17 protein-coding genes are annotated in these 19,257 nt (G+C 40.9%); 1 reads left to right on the top strand and 16 read right to left on the bottom strand.

What is annotated here, in order from left to right; translation table 11 throughout:
- Positions 1-102 precede the first annotated feature (102 nt).
- The gene (locus NBH01_RS15470) at positions 103-255 is read left to right on the top strand and encodes a hypothetical protein (protein ID WP_250700179.1); all 153 of its coding nucleotides are present in this window, start codon (positions 103-105) and stop codon (positions 253-255) included.
- Positions 256-309: 54 nt separating this feature from the next.
- Here the strand turns inward: NBH01_RS15470 and NBH01_RS15465 are convergent, their stop codons facing one another.
- The 16 genes from NBH01_RS15465 to NBH01_RS15390 all read right to left on the bottom strand — a co-directional run bounded on the left by NBH01_RS15465 (position 310) and on the right by NBH01_RS15390 (position 18,866).
- The gene (locus NBH01_RS15465) at positions 310-891 is read right to left on the bottom strand and encodes a LemA family protein (RefSeq protein ID WP_151209254.1); all 582 of its coding nucleotides are present in this window, start codon (positions 889-891) and stop codon (positions 310-312) included.
- 50 nt (positions 892-941) lie between these two features.
- Positions 942-1,874, bottom strand: coding sequence for a TPM domain-containing protein (locus NBH01_RS15460; RefSeq protein WP_250700178.1), 933 nt, complete (start codon positions 1,872-1,874; stop codon positions 942-944).
- A gap of 72 nt (positions 1,875-1,946) precedes the next feature.
- On the bottom strand, positions 1,947-2,897 hold the full coding sequence (locus NBH01_RS15455; protein WP_250700177.1) for an alpha/beta hydrolase: 951 nt from the start codon (positions 2,895-2,897) through the stop codon (positions 1,947-1,949).
- 74 nt (positions 2,898-2,971) lie between these two features.
- Positions 2,972-3,718: a shikimate dehydrogenase family protein gene (locus tag NBH01_RS15450; protein ID WP_055229309.1), complete on the bottom strand. Its 747-nt coding sequence runs from the start codon at positions 3,716-3,718 to the stop codon at positions 2,972-2,974.
- A 38-nt stretch (positions 3,719-3,756) separates the two neighbouring features.
- Complete coding sequence (ubiE, locus tag NBH01_RS15445; RefSeq protein WP_055216813.1) at positions 3,757-4,494, bottom strand: bifunctional demethylmenaquinone methyltransferase/2-methoxy-6-polyprenyl-1,4-benzoquinol methylase UbiE; 738 nt, start codon at positions 4,492-4,494, stop codon at positions 3,757-3,759.
- A gap of 2 nt (positions 4,495-4,496) precedes the next feature.
- Entirely contained in the window at positions 4,497-5,441 is a 945-nt protein-coding gene (locus NBH01_RS15440) for a phosphoribosylaminoimidazolesuccinocarboxamide synthase (protein WP_048696888.1), read from the bottom strand.
- Positions 5,442-5,504: 63 nt separating this feature from the next.
- On the bottom strand, positions 5,505-6,497 hold the full coding sequence (locus tag NBH01_RS15435) for a PhoH family protein (RefSeq protein WP_250700176.1): 993 nt from the start codon (positions 6,495-6,497) through the stop codon (positions 5,505-5,507).
- A gap of 90 nt (positions 6,498-6,587) precedes the next feature.
- Complete coding sequence (locus NBH01_RS15430) at positions 6,588-7,265, bottom strand: DUF5715 family protein (protein ID WP_055216817.1); 678 nt, start codon at positions 7,263-7,265, stop codon at positions 6,588-6,590.
- Between the two features lie 83 nt (positions 7,266-7,348).
- Positions 7,349-9,007 (bottom strand): flotillin family protein, encoded by a 1,659-nt coding sequence (locus NBH01_RS15425; protein WP_008764424.1) that lies wholly within the window; start codon positions 9,005-9,007, stop codon positions 7,349-7,351.
- Positions 9,008-9,027: 20 nt separating this feature from the next.
- Positions 9,028-9,525 carry a hypothetical protein gene (locus NBH01_RS15420; protein ID WP_008764425.1) on the bottom strand — a complete coding sequence of 166 codons (498 nt, stop codon included), beginning with the start codon at positions 9,523-9,525 and terminating at the stop codon, positions 9,028-9,030.
- A gap of 389 nt (positions 9,526-9,914) precedes the next feature.
- Positions 9,915-10,175, bottom strand: a complete 261-nt coding sequence (locus tag NBH01_RS15415) for a hypothetical protein (RefSeq protein ID WP_008764427.1) — start codon at positions 10,173-10,175, stop codon at positions 9,915-9,917.
- Between the two features lie 26 nt (positions 10,176-10,201).
- Positions 10,202-13,201: a fimbrial protein gene (locus NBH01_RS15410; protein WP_117980238.1), complete on the bottom strand. Its 3,000-nt coding sequence runs from the start codon at positions 13,199-13,201 to the stop codon at positions 10,202-10,204.
- An 18-nt stretch (positions 13,202-13,219) separates the two neighbouring features.
- The gene (locus NBH01_RS15405) at positions 13,220-14,281 is read right to left on the bottom strand and encodes a FimB/Mfa2 family fimbrial subunit (protein WP_048694223.1); all 1,062 of its coding nucleotides are present in this window, start codon (positions 14,279-14,281) and stop codon (positions 13,220-13,222) included.
- Positions 14,282-14,293: 12 nt separating this feature from the next.
- Positions 14,294-15,382, bottom strand: coding sequence for a FimB/Mfa2 family fimbrial subunit (locus tag NBH01_RS15400; RefSeq protein ID WP_117980244.1), 1,089 nt, complete (start codon positions 15,380-15,382; stop codon positions 14,294-14,296).
- 121 nt (positions 15,383-15,503) lie between these two features.
- A complete protein-coding gene (locus NBH01_RS15395; RefSeq protein ID WP_195364955.1) occupies positions 15,504-16,847 on the bottom strand; it encodes an Mfa1 family fimbria major subunit in 1,344 nt (447 codons plus the stop codon).
- A gap of 759 nt (positions 16,848-17,606) precedes the next feature.
- The gene (locus NBH01_RS15390; RefSeq protein ID WP_250700175.1) at positions 17,607-18,866 is read right to left on the bottom strand and encodes a DUF3874 domain-containing protein; all 1,260 of its coding nucleotides are present in this window, start codon (positions 18,864-18,866) and stop codon (positions 17,607-17,609) included.
- Positions 18,867-19,257 lie beyond the last annotated feature (391 nt).

The raw sequence follows: 19,257 nt of genomic DNA, 5'->3' as shown, positions 1-19,257 counted from the left end.
TTTTGTATACGGCTGCAAAAGTACTGCTTTTTTTTCGTACAGCCAACTATTTGTTTATCAAGCTTCGTCCGGAAGAAAAATAAAACATAAAAGTGTTAATTAATGGCCCGTTTTATTTTAATCATTATGCTGATTGATAGCGGAATGAGAGTATTTAAACCGTTAAAGAAACAGGAGCAAAAGTTCCTTTTTAACGCTCTTTTATGGAAGTCCGTTCGTGCTGGTTCAGAGCCGGAATCGCCGTTATCTGAATAAATCAGGTAACGGCGATTCCGATTTTAGCCTGGATACTCTTTAAGAAATCATCCTTTAGAATTCTACTTTCGGAGCTTTTTCGCTTCCTTCTTCCGCTTCAAAGTATGCTTTCTTATCGAATCCGAACATCCCTGCAAATATATTCTTCGGGAAACGGCGGATATTGGTGTTGTATGATTGTGCCGCATCATTGAAGTTTTTGCGGGCTACATTGATACGGTTTTCAGTACCTTCCAGTTGAGCTTGCAGTTCGAGGAAGTTTTGGTTTGCTTTCAGGTCAGGATAACTTTCGCTGATAGCGAGCAATTTGCCAAGTGCGGAAGTAACAGCACCTTGTGCTTTTTGATATTCAGCCAGTTTCTCCGGAGTCAGGCCGTCAGCATCCACTTTGATCTGTGTGGCTTTGCTACGTGCTTCTACCACTCCTTCCAATGTTTCTTTCTCATGTGAAGCATATCCTTTTACGGTGTTTACAAGATTGGGTATCAGGTCTGCGCGGCGTTGGTATTGAGTTTCTACATTTGCCCATTGACCGGTTACATTCTCATCCATGGTGACAAGACCATTATATACACTGACTGCCCATATGACAAGGATAGCCACAACGGCTAAAATGATGATAATTGACTTTTTCATGTTTCTTACTTTTTGATGAGTATTTGATTATTTAATATTATCTGTAGGGATCAGAATCGTGAACCGGCTCCGCCGCCGCCTCCCATTCCTCCGCCGAAGCTGCCTCCGCTAAAGCCTCCGCCACTGCCTCCGAATCCGCCGCCTCCGAATCCGCCGCCTCCGAATCCGCCGATGAACGGACCGCCTCCGCCACCCCCTCTATTGTGATAGTCGCTATTGTAGCTTTGCTGACGACGTATGATTGTATTTCCGCAGTTCTTGCAAGTATAGGTGACATCTTCCGTCTTTACCCCATTGACACGTGATACAAGTCTGCTTCCGGTTCTTTGCAGGGCATGTTTCCCGCATTTGGGGCAACGGCTCTGATTTCTTGCGGCAAAGAACGCTATCCCTACACCGATTACAGCGAACAGGATAACAGCGAAAATGAAATCCATCGATTCATTATTCGATTCAGAAAGCGATTCATTTTCCATTGATCCGTCAAGTCGCTGGCAAGTCGCCCGGATTCCGGCTACCATTCCTTCATTCCAGTTGCCGTCTTTCAGATATGGAATCATGTACTTAGTCTGGATACGTTTGCATATTGCATCGGGAAGTACCCCTTCCAAACCGTATCCGGTGTAAAACTGGATGCAGCGTTGGTCGGTGACTAACAGGATAACGAGTCCGTTATCTTTTCCTTTCTTGCCTACTCCCCATTGATTGAGCAGCTGATGGCAAAAATCAAAACACTCCATATCACCAATCGAAGGAACTACGGCAACTACCGTTTCAATCCCCGTCTGTTGTTCCAGAGCGTGGAGCATAGTGTCTATTGTGTCACAAGCAGCTTGCGAAAGTATCCCTGCCGGATTGCATACATACTGCATTTTATTTTGCAGATGTACTTTTGGCAAGTTGTCTACCGTATATACCTTTTCTTGGGCTTGCAGTGGAATCAGTAGAAAAGTAGCAAGTATAAGCGTCAATATTGATTTCATAACAATCATTTTACATTTGCAAATATAGAAACTTTTTCTGTTATGATTCCAAAACTCCTTGTTATAATAGGTTTAATGAATATACCGCCCGACGAAATCCCGTACTTTGTCGGTGTATTCCTGTTTATTCTCTTTGTACGAGAGGGCATGGGCTGCTCCCGGTACGATCCAGAGTTCTTTGGGTTCCGGCTTTGCTTCATAAAGCGGATAAACCATCCATGTGGGGACATATGTATCTTTGTCTCCATGAATAAACAGCATGGGCAGCTTACATTTCTCTACCTGCTTAAGTGAGGAAGCTTCTTTGAAGTTCCATCCGTATTTTTTCTCGCATAACCAGCTTGTAGTGTACATTAACGGGAAAGCAGGCAGGTGGAAAGAAGATTTGAGTTCGTGCGAAAATTCATCCCATACACTGGTGTAGCCGCAATCCTCCACAAAACATTTCACAAAAGGTTTCTGTTTTTCGCCGGATACCATCATTGTGGTGGCACCTCCCATTGAGATACCATGTACTACCATTTGAGTACTGTCTCCAAAGATTTCATTTGCAATGTTCATCCATTGCAAAACATCAATTCTGTCTTTCCATCCCATTTGGATGGCTCGTCCTTCGCTCTCTCCCTGATGTTGCAAGTCGGGAAGCAGGATATTATATCCCAGATCACGATTATACAGATAGCCGATCATAAACATACGGATAGCATTATCGGTGTATCCATGAACGATTACAGCCGTTTTACTGGTTGGAGCAGGTGCGGCGATGTAAAAGGCGTGTAGCTGTATGCCTTGCGGATTGATAATGAATGTATCTTTCAGTGCATTCACTTGTTTCAGGCTATCCACCCACGGGCGCAGGAAAGGATAGTTTCTGTACATATAGGGATATGAATCGGCGTCTTTAGACAATATTTTGGCATTCGGCGTCAAGGAGAAATTCAACATATAGAAACTCCCGCCGATTGTGCAACTGGTAAATACCAGCATGATAATAATAATGCTGTAGACTGCTCTTTTCTTCATAATAAATCCCCTCAATTAAAATATCACGCCCTTATTCTTAACTCTATCAGAAAACGGCTGTCAGCACCTTTATCTTATCGGTGCCATATTTCCCAAGCGGCAAATGCCTGTAAAAGTAGCATTTCCAAACCGTTTTTCGTAACAGCACCTTGTGCTTCTCCCTTTTTCATGAAAAGAGTGACGTTTGGATTATATAACAAATCGTAGAGCAAATGGTTTGGAGTGAGCAGTTCGTAAGGAATGTTGGGGCAGAAATCTACTTTGGGGTACATTCCTACCGGAGTACAGTTGACAATTACGGTGTATTCCTCCATGATTTCCGGAGTCAGTTCCTCGTAAGTCAGCATATCGTCGGTTTTGTGCGTCCGCGATACAAATACGCTTTCGAGACCCAGATTCTTGAGTCCGTGATAAACAGCTTTGGAAGCACCTCCGGTGCCGAGGATCAGTGCTTTTTTGTGCTGAGGTTGTAGCAGCGGCTGAATAGATTGTGTAAAACCGATGATGTCGGAATTGTAGCCGACCAGTTTCACTTTTCCTTTCGGTTGGCGGATAATCTTAATGACGTTTACAGCACCAATTTTAGCTGTATCCCGATCGAGTTCGTTCAGAAAAGGAATCACTTGCTCTTTGTAGGGGATGGTGACATTGAGCCCGCACAAGTTGGGATTCTCTTCAATAACTTCCATAAAGTCATTGATGTTGGGAATCTCGAAATTCACATATTCCGCATTGATGCCTTCGGATCTAAACTTTTCGTTAAAGTAGCCGATTGAAAACGAATGTCGCAAGGGGTAGCCGATTAAACCGTATTTTTCCATGACACGAAAGGATTAAATTAATTATTCATCATTCTTCATTATTTTGTCGCCGTATAAAGTGTGCAGATACCAAATGTCAACCGTCGGAAATGAACTTCGCCGAATCCGGCTTTCGATATGACTCCTTTCATGACTTCCCCTTGGGGAAATACTTTGATAGTGTCCGGCAGATAATGGTAGGCACTGTTGTCTTTGGAGAGGAGTTTGCCAAGCAATGGGATAACTACTTTCGAGTAGATGGCGAACAGTTGCTTCATGGGGAAGCGATCCGGAGTAGTCAGTTCCAGGATAACCAGATGTCCGCCCGGTTTCAGTACACGGCACATTTCGGAGAGACCTTTGTCCAGGTCTTCAAAATTGCGGATACCGAATGCTACGGTGATAGCGTCAAATCTATTGTTGGCAAAGGAGAGAGAAGTGCAGTCCTCCCGGGCAAAAGAAATTTTGTCCGAGAGTCCTTCCTTCTTTACTTTTTCACGACCCACGTTCATCATGCCTTCCGAGATATCCGTCCCGATTAGTTCGTCGGGTTTCAGTTCACGGCAAGCGAGGATGGCGAAGTCTCCCGTTCCGGTGGCAACATCCATGATGTGCTGTGGGCGGAAGGGGCGGAGCCAGGCAATGGCTTTACGGCGCCAGCTGCGGTCTATACCTAAAGATAAGGTATGATTCAGTTTGTCGTAAGCATGCGCAATGTTATCGAACATGCGTTCCACCTGCTCGGTTTTCTTACCGTCTTCGTTGTAAGGCTTGATATGTTGTTGTGGGTAATCCATGCTTATTTGCTCAAGAAATTCATTACGTTCTTTTCGATACGTTCAGCGATGTTGCTGGTATCTTCTTTCACAAATTTCTCACCGGTGATATTCTCGAACAATTCGATGTAACGATCGCTGATGCTCTGTACGATAGCCGGAGTCATTTCAGGTACTTTCTGACCATCCTTGCCTTGGAAACCATTTTCCATCAGCCATTCACGAACGAATTCCTTAGAAAGCTGTTTTTGAGGTTCGCCTTTTTCGAAGCGTTCCTGATAGCCGTCAGAGTAGAAATAACGGCTTGAATCCGGTGTGTGGATTTCGTCCATCAGGTAGATAGTGCCGTTGTGCTTGCCGAATTCATATTTTGTATCAACGAGGATCAGACCGCGTTCAGCAGCGATTTCAGTTCCGCGTTTGAAGAGAGCCAGTGTATATTTCTCAAGGACTTCATATTCTTCGGGAGTAGCAAGTCCTTGTTTCAGGATTTCTTCCTTAGAGATATCTTCGTCGTGCAGTCCCATTTCCGCTTTCGTTGTCGGGGTAACGATCGGTTCCGGGAATTTCTCGTTCTCGCGCATACCATCCGGCAGTTTTACACCGCAGATTTCGCGTACGCCGCTTTTGTAAGTACGCCATGCGCTACCGCACAGATAGCCGCGTACAATCATTTCTACCGGAAAGCCTTCGCACAAAACTCCGACAGTAACCATCGGGTCCGGTGTAGCCATTTTCCAGTTCGGACAGATGTCAGTAGTGGCATCGAGGAATTTGGCTGCAATCTGATTCAGCATTTGGCCTTTGTAAGGGATACCTTCAGGTAAAACCACATCGAAAGCCGAGATACGGTCGGTTGCTACCATGACGAGTTTTTCGCCGTTGATGTTGTACACATCGCGCACTTTTCCGTGGTACACGCTTTTTTGTCCCGGAAAGTTGAAATCTGTTTTTGTTAATGCTTTCATTGTCTTATTATAATTACAAATTACAAGTTACAAATCACAGAAACGATTAGTTGTTGACCTGTTTCACCGGTCGTTCACCGTTGATAACCTGTTGTTCATTCTTTCGTTTCTCCCTTTCGCCTCCTTGTCGAATTTTTCGTAAGCATCTACGATGCGTTCCACCAGTTTATGGCGTACAATATCTTTTTTGTTCAATTCTACAAAGCTGATTCCCTTTACCCCTTTCAGGATGCGGAGTGCTTGCACCAGTCCCGAAGTTTGTGAGGCGGGGAGGTCAATCTGAGTCATATCTCCCGTAACGATCATTTTGGTATTCATACCCATACGGGTGAGGAACATTTTGATTTGTTGTGTGGTGGTATTCTGCGCTTCGTCGAGGATTACGACTGCGTCATTCAGCGTACGTCCGCGCATAAATGCTAACGGAGCAATCTGAATAATGTTCAATTCCATGTATTCCTTTAACTTGGCAGCGGGGATCATGTCCTGCAGAGCATCATATAATGGTTGCAGATACGGGTCGATCTTATCTTTCATATCGCCGGGCAGGAAACCGAGTTTTTCTCCGGCTTCTACAGCGGGGCGGCTGAGGATAATCTTTTTGATCTCTTTGTTTTTCAGCGCACGGACGGCGAGGGCTATGGCAGTATATGTCTTTCCCGAACCGGCGGGACCGATGGCGAATACCATATCGTTTTTGGCAAAGCCTTCCACCAGTTTCAGCTGGTTCTCGCTTCGTGGGATGATGGGCTTGCCGGTAACGCTGAAAACAATCACATTTCCGGTCTGTTCCGCTTGCGGAGCATTCCCTTTTATAATGTCGATGATGACTTCCTCTTTCAGCGAATTATATTCGGCACAGTATTTTTCGAGTTTGGTGATATTTTCTTCGAAGGCACACATTTCCTCCTCATCGCCCAGCACTTTGATGACATTGCCGCGGGCAACGATGCGTAGCTTCGGATATAAAGCTTTAATTAACTGTATATTGGCGTTGTTTACGCCGTAAAAAATAACCGGGTCAATATCCTCAAGAACAATCAGTTTCTCTATCATTGAATCGTATTAAAGAAAAATTTCTGCAAATTTAGTGAAACGTTTTGGATTCTTCGGCTGTTTACGGGTGAATTTTATTGCAATTTATACTCATCGTGCAGTGATGTGGAAACATCCCTGTTTTAATTCATATTTTATGTAGCATTTATCGGCTTGGCGCAAGTCTCTCAACACTTCAGACAGAACGAGTTTCAAGGTATCGGCATTGACATCCTGCAGAGGGCGTCCGTCTTCGTCTTCCACTTTTTTGAATCGTTTCCAGCTGACGTCAAAGGTTGCGCCATAGCAATGGGCGGAGTTTGCGGAAGCATTTCCATTCCGACGGCGGAGACGCTTCACGTCACTCTGCGAACGTAGTACGGAAGTGACGATGATCTGATTCGGGTTCAACCCTTTTGCTGTCAGTGAATCAAGAAAATTGGAGCCGATGGTGTCGAGCAATTCGCTGGCGCGGGGGACCAGATAGGGGATAGAATGCGTCAGAGAATCTACCGTATAAAATTGATTGTCGGTGATATGGATAAGCTGTTCTTTCATCTTTTCGGCGGCGTCCCTGTCTTCCGGCGGGCAGATGCCGACAGCTTGGGCTACCGCGAGATGTTTGTCATTCAAATCCGGGAAAGAACGTTTGTAACTGACTACACCACGGATGTTGCGAGGCTCGTTCAGTTTGAGAGACATATCTTTCTTTTTGCAGCCGGCAGTAAGAGTGACAAGCCCCGTAATCAATATAAATAAAGGCAGAAGGCGAAGTTTATGGTTGTTCATTTTTAATATTTTGCTCGCAAAGATATAAAAAATTGCCTACCTTCGAAATGAAGGCAGGCAATCTCTATGAAATAATTTATTGGTTATTTCTTCTTCTCTTCTTTTTTCTCCTCCGGCTTTCCGGCAGGTTTCTCTTCTGTTTTGCTTTCCGGGTTGATGATACCCTTTACCGTTTCGCCGATAGGCAGTTTATCCAGTACACCGAGACTTGGGGCTACTGTTTTCACCAGTGAACTGAGGAAATTGCTTGTACCTCCGTTTCCTCCGTCGAATACGGTGATATTGCCCAGGTTCATGTGTTCGAAAGCCTTCACTTGTTCTCCGGCAATTTCCTTCCATTGGTCTACCATCTTGTATTGGATGGCGATGGCAGGGTTCGATTCTGCTGCTCTGACCATAGCCTCGAAACCTTCTGCTTCTGCGAGCAATGACCTCTTCTTACCTTCTGCTTCCGCTTCCAGTTTCAGTTGGATGGCTTTTGCTTCCGCTTCCGCTTGTGCCAACGTCGCTTTCGCACGTGCTTCCGCTTCGCGGGTAATCTTTTCGGCGATGGCATTTGCCTGAAGGATAGCCTCCTGTCTTGCGATCTCTGCCGGAACGATTTTTTCAGCTTTCAGTGAAGATTCTACTTTCTTTGCTTTTGCTTCTTCCACTTCTTTTTGGGCGATTTCCCGGGCAGTTTGTACGGCAGCTTCCGATTTTGCAGCGGCTTCACCGGCTTGCTTGTCGGCATTTGCCTGTGTGACGGCTAATTCGGCATTTGATAAGGCCACTTCCTTTTGTGCGTCATTTCGTCCGATAGCCGCTTTTTTAGCAGCTTCTGCCTGTTTGATTTCCATGTCGGAGTTCAGTTCGGCAACACGGCTTTCCTTTTCGGTGTTTGCCTGCTCGATGCGGATATTCTTTTCCGCTTCCGCTTTGGCCACTTGCGATTCTTTTTCTGCGTTGGCAAAGGCTACCTGAGAGATTCTCTCCTTATCCGCATTCGCTACAGAGATTTCCTGTTGCTTCTTGGTTTCGGCGATGGCGATATCCTGGTCTTTGCGGGTTTCCGCAACCTTTGTTTCACGTTCCTTTATCTGATTGGCAATTTTGATAGCACCCAGCTTTTCCTGTTCTTCGATGTTGGCTTGTGCTTCGTTCAGAGCCTTGCTTTCAGCTTCCTTACCCAGGTTGACGATGTAGTTGGCAGCGTCGCGGATATCACTGATGTTGATGTTCATCAGATATAAACCGAACTTGCGAAGTTCCGTGTCGATGTTGTCTTTTACTTTCGACAAGAATTTATCGCGGTCGGAGTTCAGCTCTTCGATAGTCATGTCCGCAATCACCAGACGCATCTGACCGTATACTACATCCGTAATCAGGTTCTGTTTGTCATCCATTGTCAGACCCAGCATACGTTCAGCAGCGTTTTGCATCACTTCCGGGTCTGTGCTGATAGCTACGGTGATGGTAGTGGGTACGTCCACACGGATATTTTGGGCAGATAGGGCGCCTGTCAGTTTACAGTCTATCTGCAGTGGTTTCATAGAAAGGAATTCGTAGCCCTGAATGATCGGCCATACGAAAGCGGCTCCACCGTGATATAACTTGGCTGATTTCTTTTCTCCCCCTGTTTTACCATATACTACGAGGACTTCGTCACTCTTACATTTACGGTAACGCGACAGGATACCGATAAAAGTAAGCAGAATGACCGCCACTAGTATAGCAGCCATGATTAGCATTTCTTGTGTCATAAAATTGTGTATTTGAATAGTTATTTAATGTATAAAGTTCCGTCTTTGTAGCTGCTGATGATTGTTCTGTCTCCGGTCTGATATGCTTTTCCGGTTTCGGAGATCACGTCCACTTCGCGCATGGCGCCGTCCCGGTTTGTCTGTACGGTATATTTGTTATCACTTTGCTTGAAGTAGATGGTGCATTCCCGTCCTACCAGCTGATCGGTCTCTTCAGACCGGTTCACTTGCTGCAGTTGATAGGCTTTCTTATAAAGAAACCATACGGCAAAGACAAAGAACAGACCTACCAGAATTCCGATTGCATAACTTGCTATATCGGCATTTCCTACGAGGTACATATACCATCCGAATCCGATCCCGAAGTGGGTGAGACCTTTGAAAGATACTACGCTGCTGATATCAGCATCCACGTCCACATCTGCATCTATGTCTCCGAAGAAAATGGATAATACAAATTGAATAAGAAAAATTCCTGTAGTGACGAGGGCGATGATTAGGAAGATGGTATGACTCATAGTAATTCTGTATTAATATAAATGTATCAGTTATAATACTCCAAATATACAGGTTTATAAGAGATAAACAAAGATTATTAGTCAAAAAATAAATAATTTCTATTTGCGGGATGCTATCAGCACCAGGTTACGCTCATTTTGCAAAGCAGAAATCATTCTTCTGTTTTTTCTGGTCGCAGAAGTATTTTGGCTATTACATATTTTACGTTACACATTTTATGTAATACATAGATAGCAAACCTGTTTAACTTGTGCACAAAAAATCCCCACCCACTCAGCGCTACTTTCACAAGCTGCTTCTGAGTGGATTGAGGAACACAAACAAAACAAACAATATATTGTGTAATTTCTTACTATAAGTTATGAAGCTTATACTCTTCTACAGTTTTTTATGCTGCAGGGCAATCAAGTACAAGCAGTGAATCTTCGCACAGCGTGATGGAGCACTTTTCCAATATACTGAGGTCGATTTCTACTTTTATCCTACCGCAGACATCTTGCACTTTGTGTTTGAAGTCTACAAAGCCCTTCACAAATTTCTCGATCCGGTTGGCTGAATGCTCGTAAGCATACCAGCGTCCGTTCTCTTCAAACAGATAGGCTTGTCGCATATCTGATGATTCTAGTTGGAGGATGTCTTTTGGGGTCATAATATCTGTTTTTATAGGTTTAATTCTTATTTAACAATGTCTACATCACGAACACAACGTAATCTAAATGATGCTGTTTGATCAGCTGGATTTGATAAATACAGATTCTCATTGGCACAAAAGAAACGTGTTACACCTTTTACTGCTTCGTATCTCCATTTAGTTCGTGACAATGTGTTATGTGAATAACTTTTATCTTGAATGTACATTAACATCATCTCTCTTTGATTAGGAGTTCTCCAAAGTCCTTTATCGCTCTTGTCGTTTTTTTCACTATAGTTTTTGCAGAAGCTGAGGTCTCCATCTGTAGTTAAAGGATAGTAGAGCGATCCATCGTACCGTTTACCACTATGTTTGTTATACCAATATGAACGTACAGTGGCCTCCCAACTTGTTAAAGTAAAAAATGTATTTCCTTCATATACTTTTTGACCACCTTTTCTGGTATCTGTATAGAAATTCTCGGACATTTGAAATGCTTTATAAGGTGCATTTCCTTCATCAAAATTGTCATGGATGGCAATCTCTCCCTTAGTATATCGTGTATGACGTGTATTTAAGTCGGTTAATCGTGACATCTTAAATATGTTTTTAGCTGTGATGATTTCATCTCCTTGGAGTGTATTATTATACACACTTACACGTGTGCCTTCTGCGATATATTCAAATGCCTGTTTAGGGTACTCTGTTTTTTCTAATTTATCATTTTTAGCTTTATCAATTCCTAAGTTACGAACGCATCTAAAGCTTTGCGGAGCATCGGCATTACCAACATAATAATCGCCAACAGAAGCTCCTTCTTCGGACCATATACGTTTTTTATCACTAGTCGCATAATGATAGTTTGCTCTATCAGCATATACAAATGATACATTGTTGGCATCATATAGAGGAGATGGTAAACTGTTTGCTCCTAAATACATTCCCATTAATTGTTCGCTGGTTGGTACATACCATTTCATTTCATCCAATGAGATTTGACCGTCTCCATCTTCATCACGATTTCGTGATAAACAACGGGCTAAAGCAATTGCATCACTTTTGGTTTGAAAAGTATTTTCCGTATTCGGCACTCCAAGATTCACGTATTCTCCCCATGATTTATTTTTTTTCAGATACTCCCAAGTATTCCACAAGCCGTTTGCTGAGGACGTAGTGATATTTGGACTTCCCCAAGCAGCTGCTCCCGTTTCATTGACGTGTTCCATACCCAATGCCATTTCAGATTCGGTACTATAATATGTTTGTATAGAGCGCTGTGTAATCATATATTGCGCTTTGGCATAACTACTATTACCATCTAGACTATATTTCGGAGCATAAACCAGCATAACATAACGGTTGTCTGCATTTGCAAAGTATCGCCAATAAGTTTTAGGATCACCCTTCCAAGCAACACCTTTAGGAGCTTCTTTATAGTAATATTCATCTATGAATACAGTATAGTAATATAGCTGATCTTTGTTCTTGCTTCCGTCCATCTTGAAACGATTAATTACGTTATCAGCGAGTGCAAACAAGTCAATTCTCTCACCTTTATATTCTTCCAATTTGTTTTTATTATTATCGACTCCATGAGATTTGAAATGAATCCAATGGTAATCTTGCTTTGCACCGTCTCCTACATCGGGAGTACTTTTCTCAGTTACTTGCCCAAATGGAGTCTTTACCACAAATTTTAAGCCTTTATTCCCTTTAGCATCTACAACATTATTATAGCTAAATCCCATTACAAAGCTGTTGTAGTGTGCGTCTAAAGTGCGTACTTCAGCTTCTGCATCAACTACATCACCTTCAGCGCCAGGGCGTTTTTCTTCACCAGTTTCTACTTCTACTATAATATCATTTACATCATTGATAGTTAAAATGTATGTGTATTTGGTGTTTCGTTTACTTGTGAAGATACTTGGGTTATCTATACCACCTCCTAAGTGTATTCTGTATTTTACGGTAGCTACACGTTTGCCATCTATGGAATGGTTATTTTCTATTTCCATTTCAGCTTTAATTTCTACATAAGCCGCATATTTATCCGAATATTTATATTCACCAGTGTTTTTATTGTTATCTTTTATTTCGGCTTCACGCTTAGCATACTCTATTGATTTTTCATCTAGTGAAAGATCATCTACATTAGAGGCAATAGAACTTTCAGTACCATCTGCCTCCTGATAGGACTTTGAATTTTTAATATTTTCCAACATATAAAAATCAAAAGTACGATATTTTTTATCTTCGCTTGTTCCGAATTTAGTATTCACTATACTCATTCCGTAATCACTTTCTTGGACAAAGCTATTTACCTGTGGCTGTTCAATAACATTTGATTTTAACGGTACATATTTTACTTGCCAACTAGTGGGAGTAAAAGATGTCACTTTATCTCCAACTTTTATTTTGAAAGTTATATGAGAATCAAGGCGCGAAAGTTGTATTTTTCCATTGGATATTTTTCCTTCTTCATCGATCACGCAATATCCTTCTTCTTGACTATTCTCGGGAGTTGTCATATTGAATGTACCGCTCATAACTAAGCTACCTTGTGTACGCTGTACATTTGCTTCTTTCATGCTAATGATTACTTTGGACAAATCATCAATGCTATTTACTTCCTCCAGTTCTTTGAGTATGGATGTTAATTCGTTGGTTTCTGCATTGGCTATTGCATAAATACGACTCTGACCGCTATAAGTATCTAATTTGAGAGTTCCGCTTTCTTTATTTTCCAAATTACTGTTTATTTCGCTTGTAGGGTAGAATTTGCGAGTCTTCAACTTTCCACTCATATCAAATACTAATACATAGAGGTCATTTATTCTACTTTCTTCTGTTGTAGGAAGTGCACGGGTGGTTACTTTGTCCATACCTGTGATTGATAGACCAAAATCTATTGTTACTGGAATCCCTTCTTTTACAGTTGCTGACTTATATATTTCTTCGTCCGTGCAGGCATTAAGAGCTATACATGCAAATACCAGATATATTATATTCTTTATTACTGCTAATATGTTGTTTTGCTTTTTCATCTGATTTTCCTCCTTGTATTAATTGAATGACGGGATATCAACTGTTTCTTCATTCCATGCTTTCACTTCGTACTCTAATGTTGATGTAACATCAATATCCATTTTCACACTTCTGATATTGAAAACGTATATATAGTTACGTAAGACATCATGAGGATTTCCATTTTGAGCAAATGCTAATGTATAAGTTTTGCTTTCTCCTTTAACCATTGCATCGATTTCTAAATAAGCTTTTTTACCCGTTACACCTACATTCTTATGTTCCGGAAGATATAAATGGTTCTCATAAGCATTCATTTCTGCATCTGTGATGGCACCGGAAGATATTGGTGTTGTGGATTGCTGAACATTAGTCGGAATATACGGTTTACTCAGATCATTAGAGGCACAATAGCCTGATGTATTATAGTTGCATAATCTGATTTCAGTAATTCTGAAATTATCTAAACCTTTGCCTTCATTTACTGTTACGTTAACTTTTGCAACGGCACGCGTTAATTCTAATTTTGCAGTATTATAATCCCCTTCTTGGAGTGGCTGTATTTCACATATTCCTGTCATGGGGATATAAGTACTCCAATCATCATTCGCATTGTAATTGAATACTAATTGATCATATAGTGCTTTTGGCGTTGTATTACTATTAATAATTGGGTTACTTGAGGTTATCACCTTCTTGTTTCCGCCATTTACAATTACAACAAGTTTAACGGCAATATTGGCATCATAACTTTCAAGCAATCTACCTTGTATAGTGCGTGTTATCTCTCCGTCTGTTCCAAAAATTGATACATACTTTACTTCTTCTTTGAATTGGTTATTTTGGAACGCATATATATGTACATCTTTTATTTTTCGTTCTTTTATTTCTCCGTCAGTATGGTCTCCGTCCGTTTCTCCAGCTCTTGTTACGGAACTATTAATAGCAAAATTCAGTACGAGACTTACTCGTGCATCTTTTACTATTTGTTGGTTCTTGCTACTATCTGGACACTCATCCATGACTCCGTCCGTGACACACGACGTTGCCATCATACAGAGGATAGCCAGCAAATAATATGTCAATTTAGAGTATTTCATTCTTTTTTTGTATTAAAGTTCAATATCATTAATTTGGATGATCCAGTCATTTACATCAATTACAGTTTTGATGAGTGCAAGCTTTTCGTCTACAAAAATCTTTATGGTATATTCATCTTCACGGTCCAAGTATTCTTGGAGAGAATAATTTCGATCTTTATATTTTTCCGCATCTACTTCTTCGAAGTATTTTATCAGGTCGTCACTGTGGAATAAGACTTCTTGTGTTTGAGAATTCTTGATCGTTAATTCAGGAGTTTGTCCCTTCACAAGTCTTGCTACACTTACATCACAGGTGATGCCGTTATATTCTTTGGCAGGTTCGTTTTCTGCACTAAAAGCTCTTGTTGTTACAACTTCGGCTTTGGTATTGTATGGTTTATATGTTAATAAATTGTCTTCGAGCAATGAGTTGTCATAGTTCATATATCCGTTATCATCGTATATTGCACATTGGAAAGTTTCTTCTGTCAATGCTTTTGTTATTGGTCCATTGGATTGATTGACTTGTGCGACAATAACATGGATAGTATTGGTGTTTTTCACTAATGACACATTGGTGATTTGCTGCCTTCCACTGCGGGTGGTCGGTCCTTTTTTTACTTCACCGTGCCAAAGCGAATATAGACTGTTGTCTACTATATATTGATCCTTTTCATCTTCGGAGGTGCTTCGGGTAGCTTGTTTGCGTAATGTTTTTACAGTCAGTTCATCAATCTTTGCTTGATTCGGATATAACAAAGGAACTGCAAATGATTCGTCATTTAACCCAGCCCATACTACTAAGCGGTATTGAGAAGGGTCTATTCCAACCACGTTCATTGCGTAGTCTCCTTCACTCAATGGTTCACCTTCATCGGTCTTTTGGTAAACAAGGTTGTTGTTATCATCAAAAGCATAAAGAGTGACGGTTCTTACCTGTTCGGCAAATACGTCTTTTTCTTCCATATTGTAGTCATACTTGAACTTGACACAATATTCGATGTCACAATCTTCATTGTAATTCAATACTGAATCACAAGATGTGATTGCACCAGCCAATATTGCAAGTAACAATATTTTGTTTGCCTTTTCTTGTATGGTAGTTAATATTTGTTTCATCATTTCTTTTTTATGCTTTTGTGGAGCGTATGTTTTGTTTGTATGTAATGCTCTGTTTCTGTAGAGAAGAAAAAATATTATCGGGAGAGGAGAAAGCCTCTCCCGATGTATTATTTAGAGATTAGAGATCGAAGTCATTTATTTGAATAGTCCAAGGATTGATTGTAGTTTCAACTACTAATTTGGTATCTTTATCTTCAGGATCTTTTGCAGGAGTAGGATAGCCAATCTCCTTGATATTTTTTACTGTTAATTTGTACCAGTTATTACGCATGATTGATACTGTTGTTTGACTCTCTAGGGTTGTCTTAATGTCAGCTTCGTAATAACAGATCCCCGAATTGTATTTTTTAATACCTAATTTGCTTAGTTCTTCACGAGTAGTCTCCTCAGTAATACTATTGATTGTTTCATCTTTATAGTATGCCTTCATTTCATCCAAATTATTAAAGAAATAATACTCTACATTATTGGTGAGATTGAGCAACGCTCTAATATAAAAGTTACTGCTGATTTCTTTACCATCAATGCAGACTTGACCTTTGTAATGAACTCTGGTCGGGTTATTGTTTCCGTAATTGTCTAAACAGTATGTGATTTTGTTTAGTTCGTCTTTTGCAATCCATCTGTAATCCTTCTTGTCGTTGCCGTCAGTCGGATATGAACCTTGTGAGAAATACGGTTGTAAATAAATATCTTTCGCATTAAAACTGGCTTCTTTAATCCCATTTAGTGCATAAGTATTGTTGGTCAAGTTAGAGTATGAGTAAGCTAATAATTTAATGCTAACATTTGCCTCTCCATTGTCTTTGTTCTTATATTTTATACCATCATTAGCAATAGAAATTGAAGTGTCAAATTTTGTGCCTTCATCTAATTTAGCTGCTACACGGTCTACATTAATTTTAGCTATATTTACCGTTCCATCTGCTCCTGCCTGTATATTCAGACTTGTGCTACCACTCATCATGAATTTTTTATCTTTGGCAACTCCATTTACAAGATAAGCTAAACCATCCGGTTCAGAAGGTAATGTTTGCGCAGTGGTAAGAGTTAAAGTTGTAGGATTGGTAGTTGCACCAATTTCTAAATTTTCAGGGTTAATAAATGCGTATACTTTAACACCAGATCCTGCATTAACTTTAAATTCCTCTGTTGCATATGTTTTTTCTTTACCTGAAACAGGACTTAAGTTTTTAATTACTATGTTCTTAGCGTCATTTGGATATTGGAGTAGTACTGTAATATTTGCTCCATCAACTGTCCATTCTAAATCGTTACCGTCTTGCTTGTCACCAGTTGTATCACCATTGGCTCTTGTTGTTTGGTTGGCGAAATTGAAATAAAGTCTCATGCTCGCTTCTTCAGTTGGTGTCTGAATTCCGTTATCAACGATTTCGTCATTGCTACAAGCTGTCATGGCTGCTACTGCCAAACCTGCTAATAATAAATTTTTTACTTTCATTTTTGTTTTGATTTTAATGTGTGATGCTATAATTTTCTTTTTTAGTTTGTACACTATATATAATGCATACTGTGCTAATTGTTTTTTTTCTTCTTTTGAGGAGAGTCATCTAAAGGATGAGGGTCGTTTGTTTTGTTAAAAACATCATTTTCTTTTTAATGGGAAGCCCTTATATTATATAAGGAAAAAGAAGTAACTTCCGAGAGGAATGATTTTGTTTGTTTCTAATAGGCAATGTTTCTTTAATTGTTTATATACTGATTTTATTGTTTTGTTCTTTTGTTTGTTTCGCAAGAAACTTTTGTTCCTTATCGACATTGCAAAGGTATGGGAGAAATGCGAAATCGTTAATTGGTGTTTTTTTCAATTTTTAAGGTGAATTTTTCAATCTTTTAAATGGGCTTTTGGGGTGGGTGAATTGATCGTTTATTGAATGATTTTTGGGCTAAATGAATGTTTTGCCGCCTATCTTTTCTATTTACCGCTGTTATTATTTTATTATTTTCTTCAACTATTTTAGATAGAGCGAATAGAATTTGCAACTAATGTGTGGGAAGTTAGTGAAATTGTGTTTCGTTCATCTCGATTTGAATGATTTACTACTGCTTTGCATCACACTGAGAATTATGGCACCGATTAGGGTTCAGATTGTTCAGTTTTATCATGAAACTCTTTGTTCATCGGCGTTTCGGCTGAAAGCACTACCCTGAAAACAAGGAATACCGCTTTCAGTGCTTTCAGCTGTGTTACCAAATTCAATCATCGTCTTACCACCAAATATACATTCCCATATTCCGTATGCTTCCGTTCTACCCCCATTTTTATCAGTACTTGCGCAAAATGGTTCGGATTGAAACCTCGCAGAGCGGCAGCATTCCGTTTCTTCAGTTCTTTATAAATATCGGCGGCAGAAAGTCGCAGATATTTCTCTTCTGCTGAGGCTGTGGTGCGGAAACAGCTGAGAAATACCTCTTCGGCAGGGCAAGTACGGTAAAAGGGTGCATTGTTCTGTTGTATTTCACGTTCCGTTTCTTTGTCGAACCAATACGGACATCCGTCGGCAAGTTCCGCTTTCAGCTGGGCGAAGATCTGTTCATGCTCGATTCCCTCACAATTTATCGGCTTTTCTACTTCTACGCAGAAGAAACGGCGGCTGCCTGTCGGATCACTCATCAGATCGGAGCGGTTGGAAGTTCCGATGAAAGAAGCGATACGCGGCAAGTCCCGGAAGTTACGCTGATACGCTTTGCAGACATGGAGACTCGACATTTGCATTAAATTCTTCAGAAGCGGCATTTTACTCTCTGCATATTTGTCGAATTCATCCAGATTGATCAGTCCCATTTCTGACAGAAGACGTTCTGCCTGTCCTTCTGATGTCAGTTTGAGATTATCCATATAGTAACGTTGCAGTACTTTGGGCATCAGCGATTTGCAGAAAGTCGATTTCATCCGTCCCTGTTCGGCACTGATTAGGATGGGAGCCAGGCTGTTGGCATGGACGCCCGTCTTTCCTTCCCATTGGGCGGCCAGTCCCAGCATCCATGTGTGGAATCCCTTAACCCATAGAGGTAGTGCGGATACACGTCGGGCAAGCGGAGTCAACCGCTCGATGCCGTCCCAGGGAGGAAGTTCGTCCATATAAAGCCGGAAGGGATGATACTCTCCGATCTGTGTGGAATAAATATAACGGCTCACATCTTTATCCCAGCAGGAAATGCCTTCTGCATGAGCTTCCATGCAGAGTGTGTTCAGTTCACGTTTTCCGATGGGACGAAATTCGGTCTTTGTTCCGCTTAATGGGCGAAATTCTGTTTCTTCCGTCAGGCGGTTGTAGCGGAAGTCATAGTGAGTTTGCAGAAAGGTGTTGACCCGTTCCGTCAGGCAGGCGGAGTTGTTGGGAGACTGCTGCTTCGGTTCGGGCGTTGCGGAAACGGAAGGTGTGTCAATCTGTGATACGCTCTCTTTTTTCCATGCCTTTATCAGCATGGCGATCATTTGGGTTACTTTTTCCATCATATTTGTTCTTTTTTAAGTTTCGTGCATCAAAGTTACAATGCGGGGATAGCAATTTGCAAGTGTTTTCGATAGATTCCTTTAAATACTTCCGTTTATGAAATAACGTAGGAATCATTAGGTTTTCCTGCCTTTCTGTTGTATCTTTGAAGGCGCAAACATCAGAGGCTAATGCAGATTAGCTGATCAGCTATCCTTCATTAGTCAATCGGCTAATCTCCATTAGCCGGGCAGCCATAGTACATTAGCCGATGAAAATGAAGCTTCTTTCCAGGGAAAACGCATTATACTTTTTCTTTTATCTTTTATACATTTATCTTACATGAATATCGTCTTTTCATCTTATTAATAAGATATTTATCTTTCATTTACAATATTATTTAAGTACATTTAC

The sequence above is a fragment of the Bacteroides sp. B1-V-101 genome (genome assembly GCF_023656585.1).
Classification (GTDB): domain Bacteria; phylum Bacteroidota; class Bacteroidia; order Bacteroidales; family Bacteroidaceae; genus Bacteroides; species Bacteroides thetaiotaomicron.
Note: the sequence above shows the minus strand (reverse complement) of the source record. Positions and strands in the feature narration are given on the sequence as shown.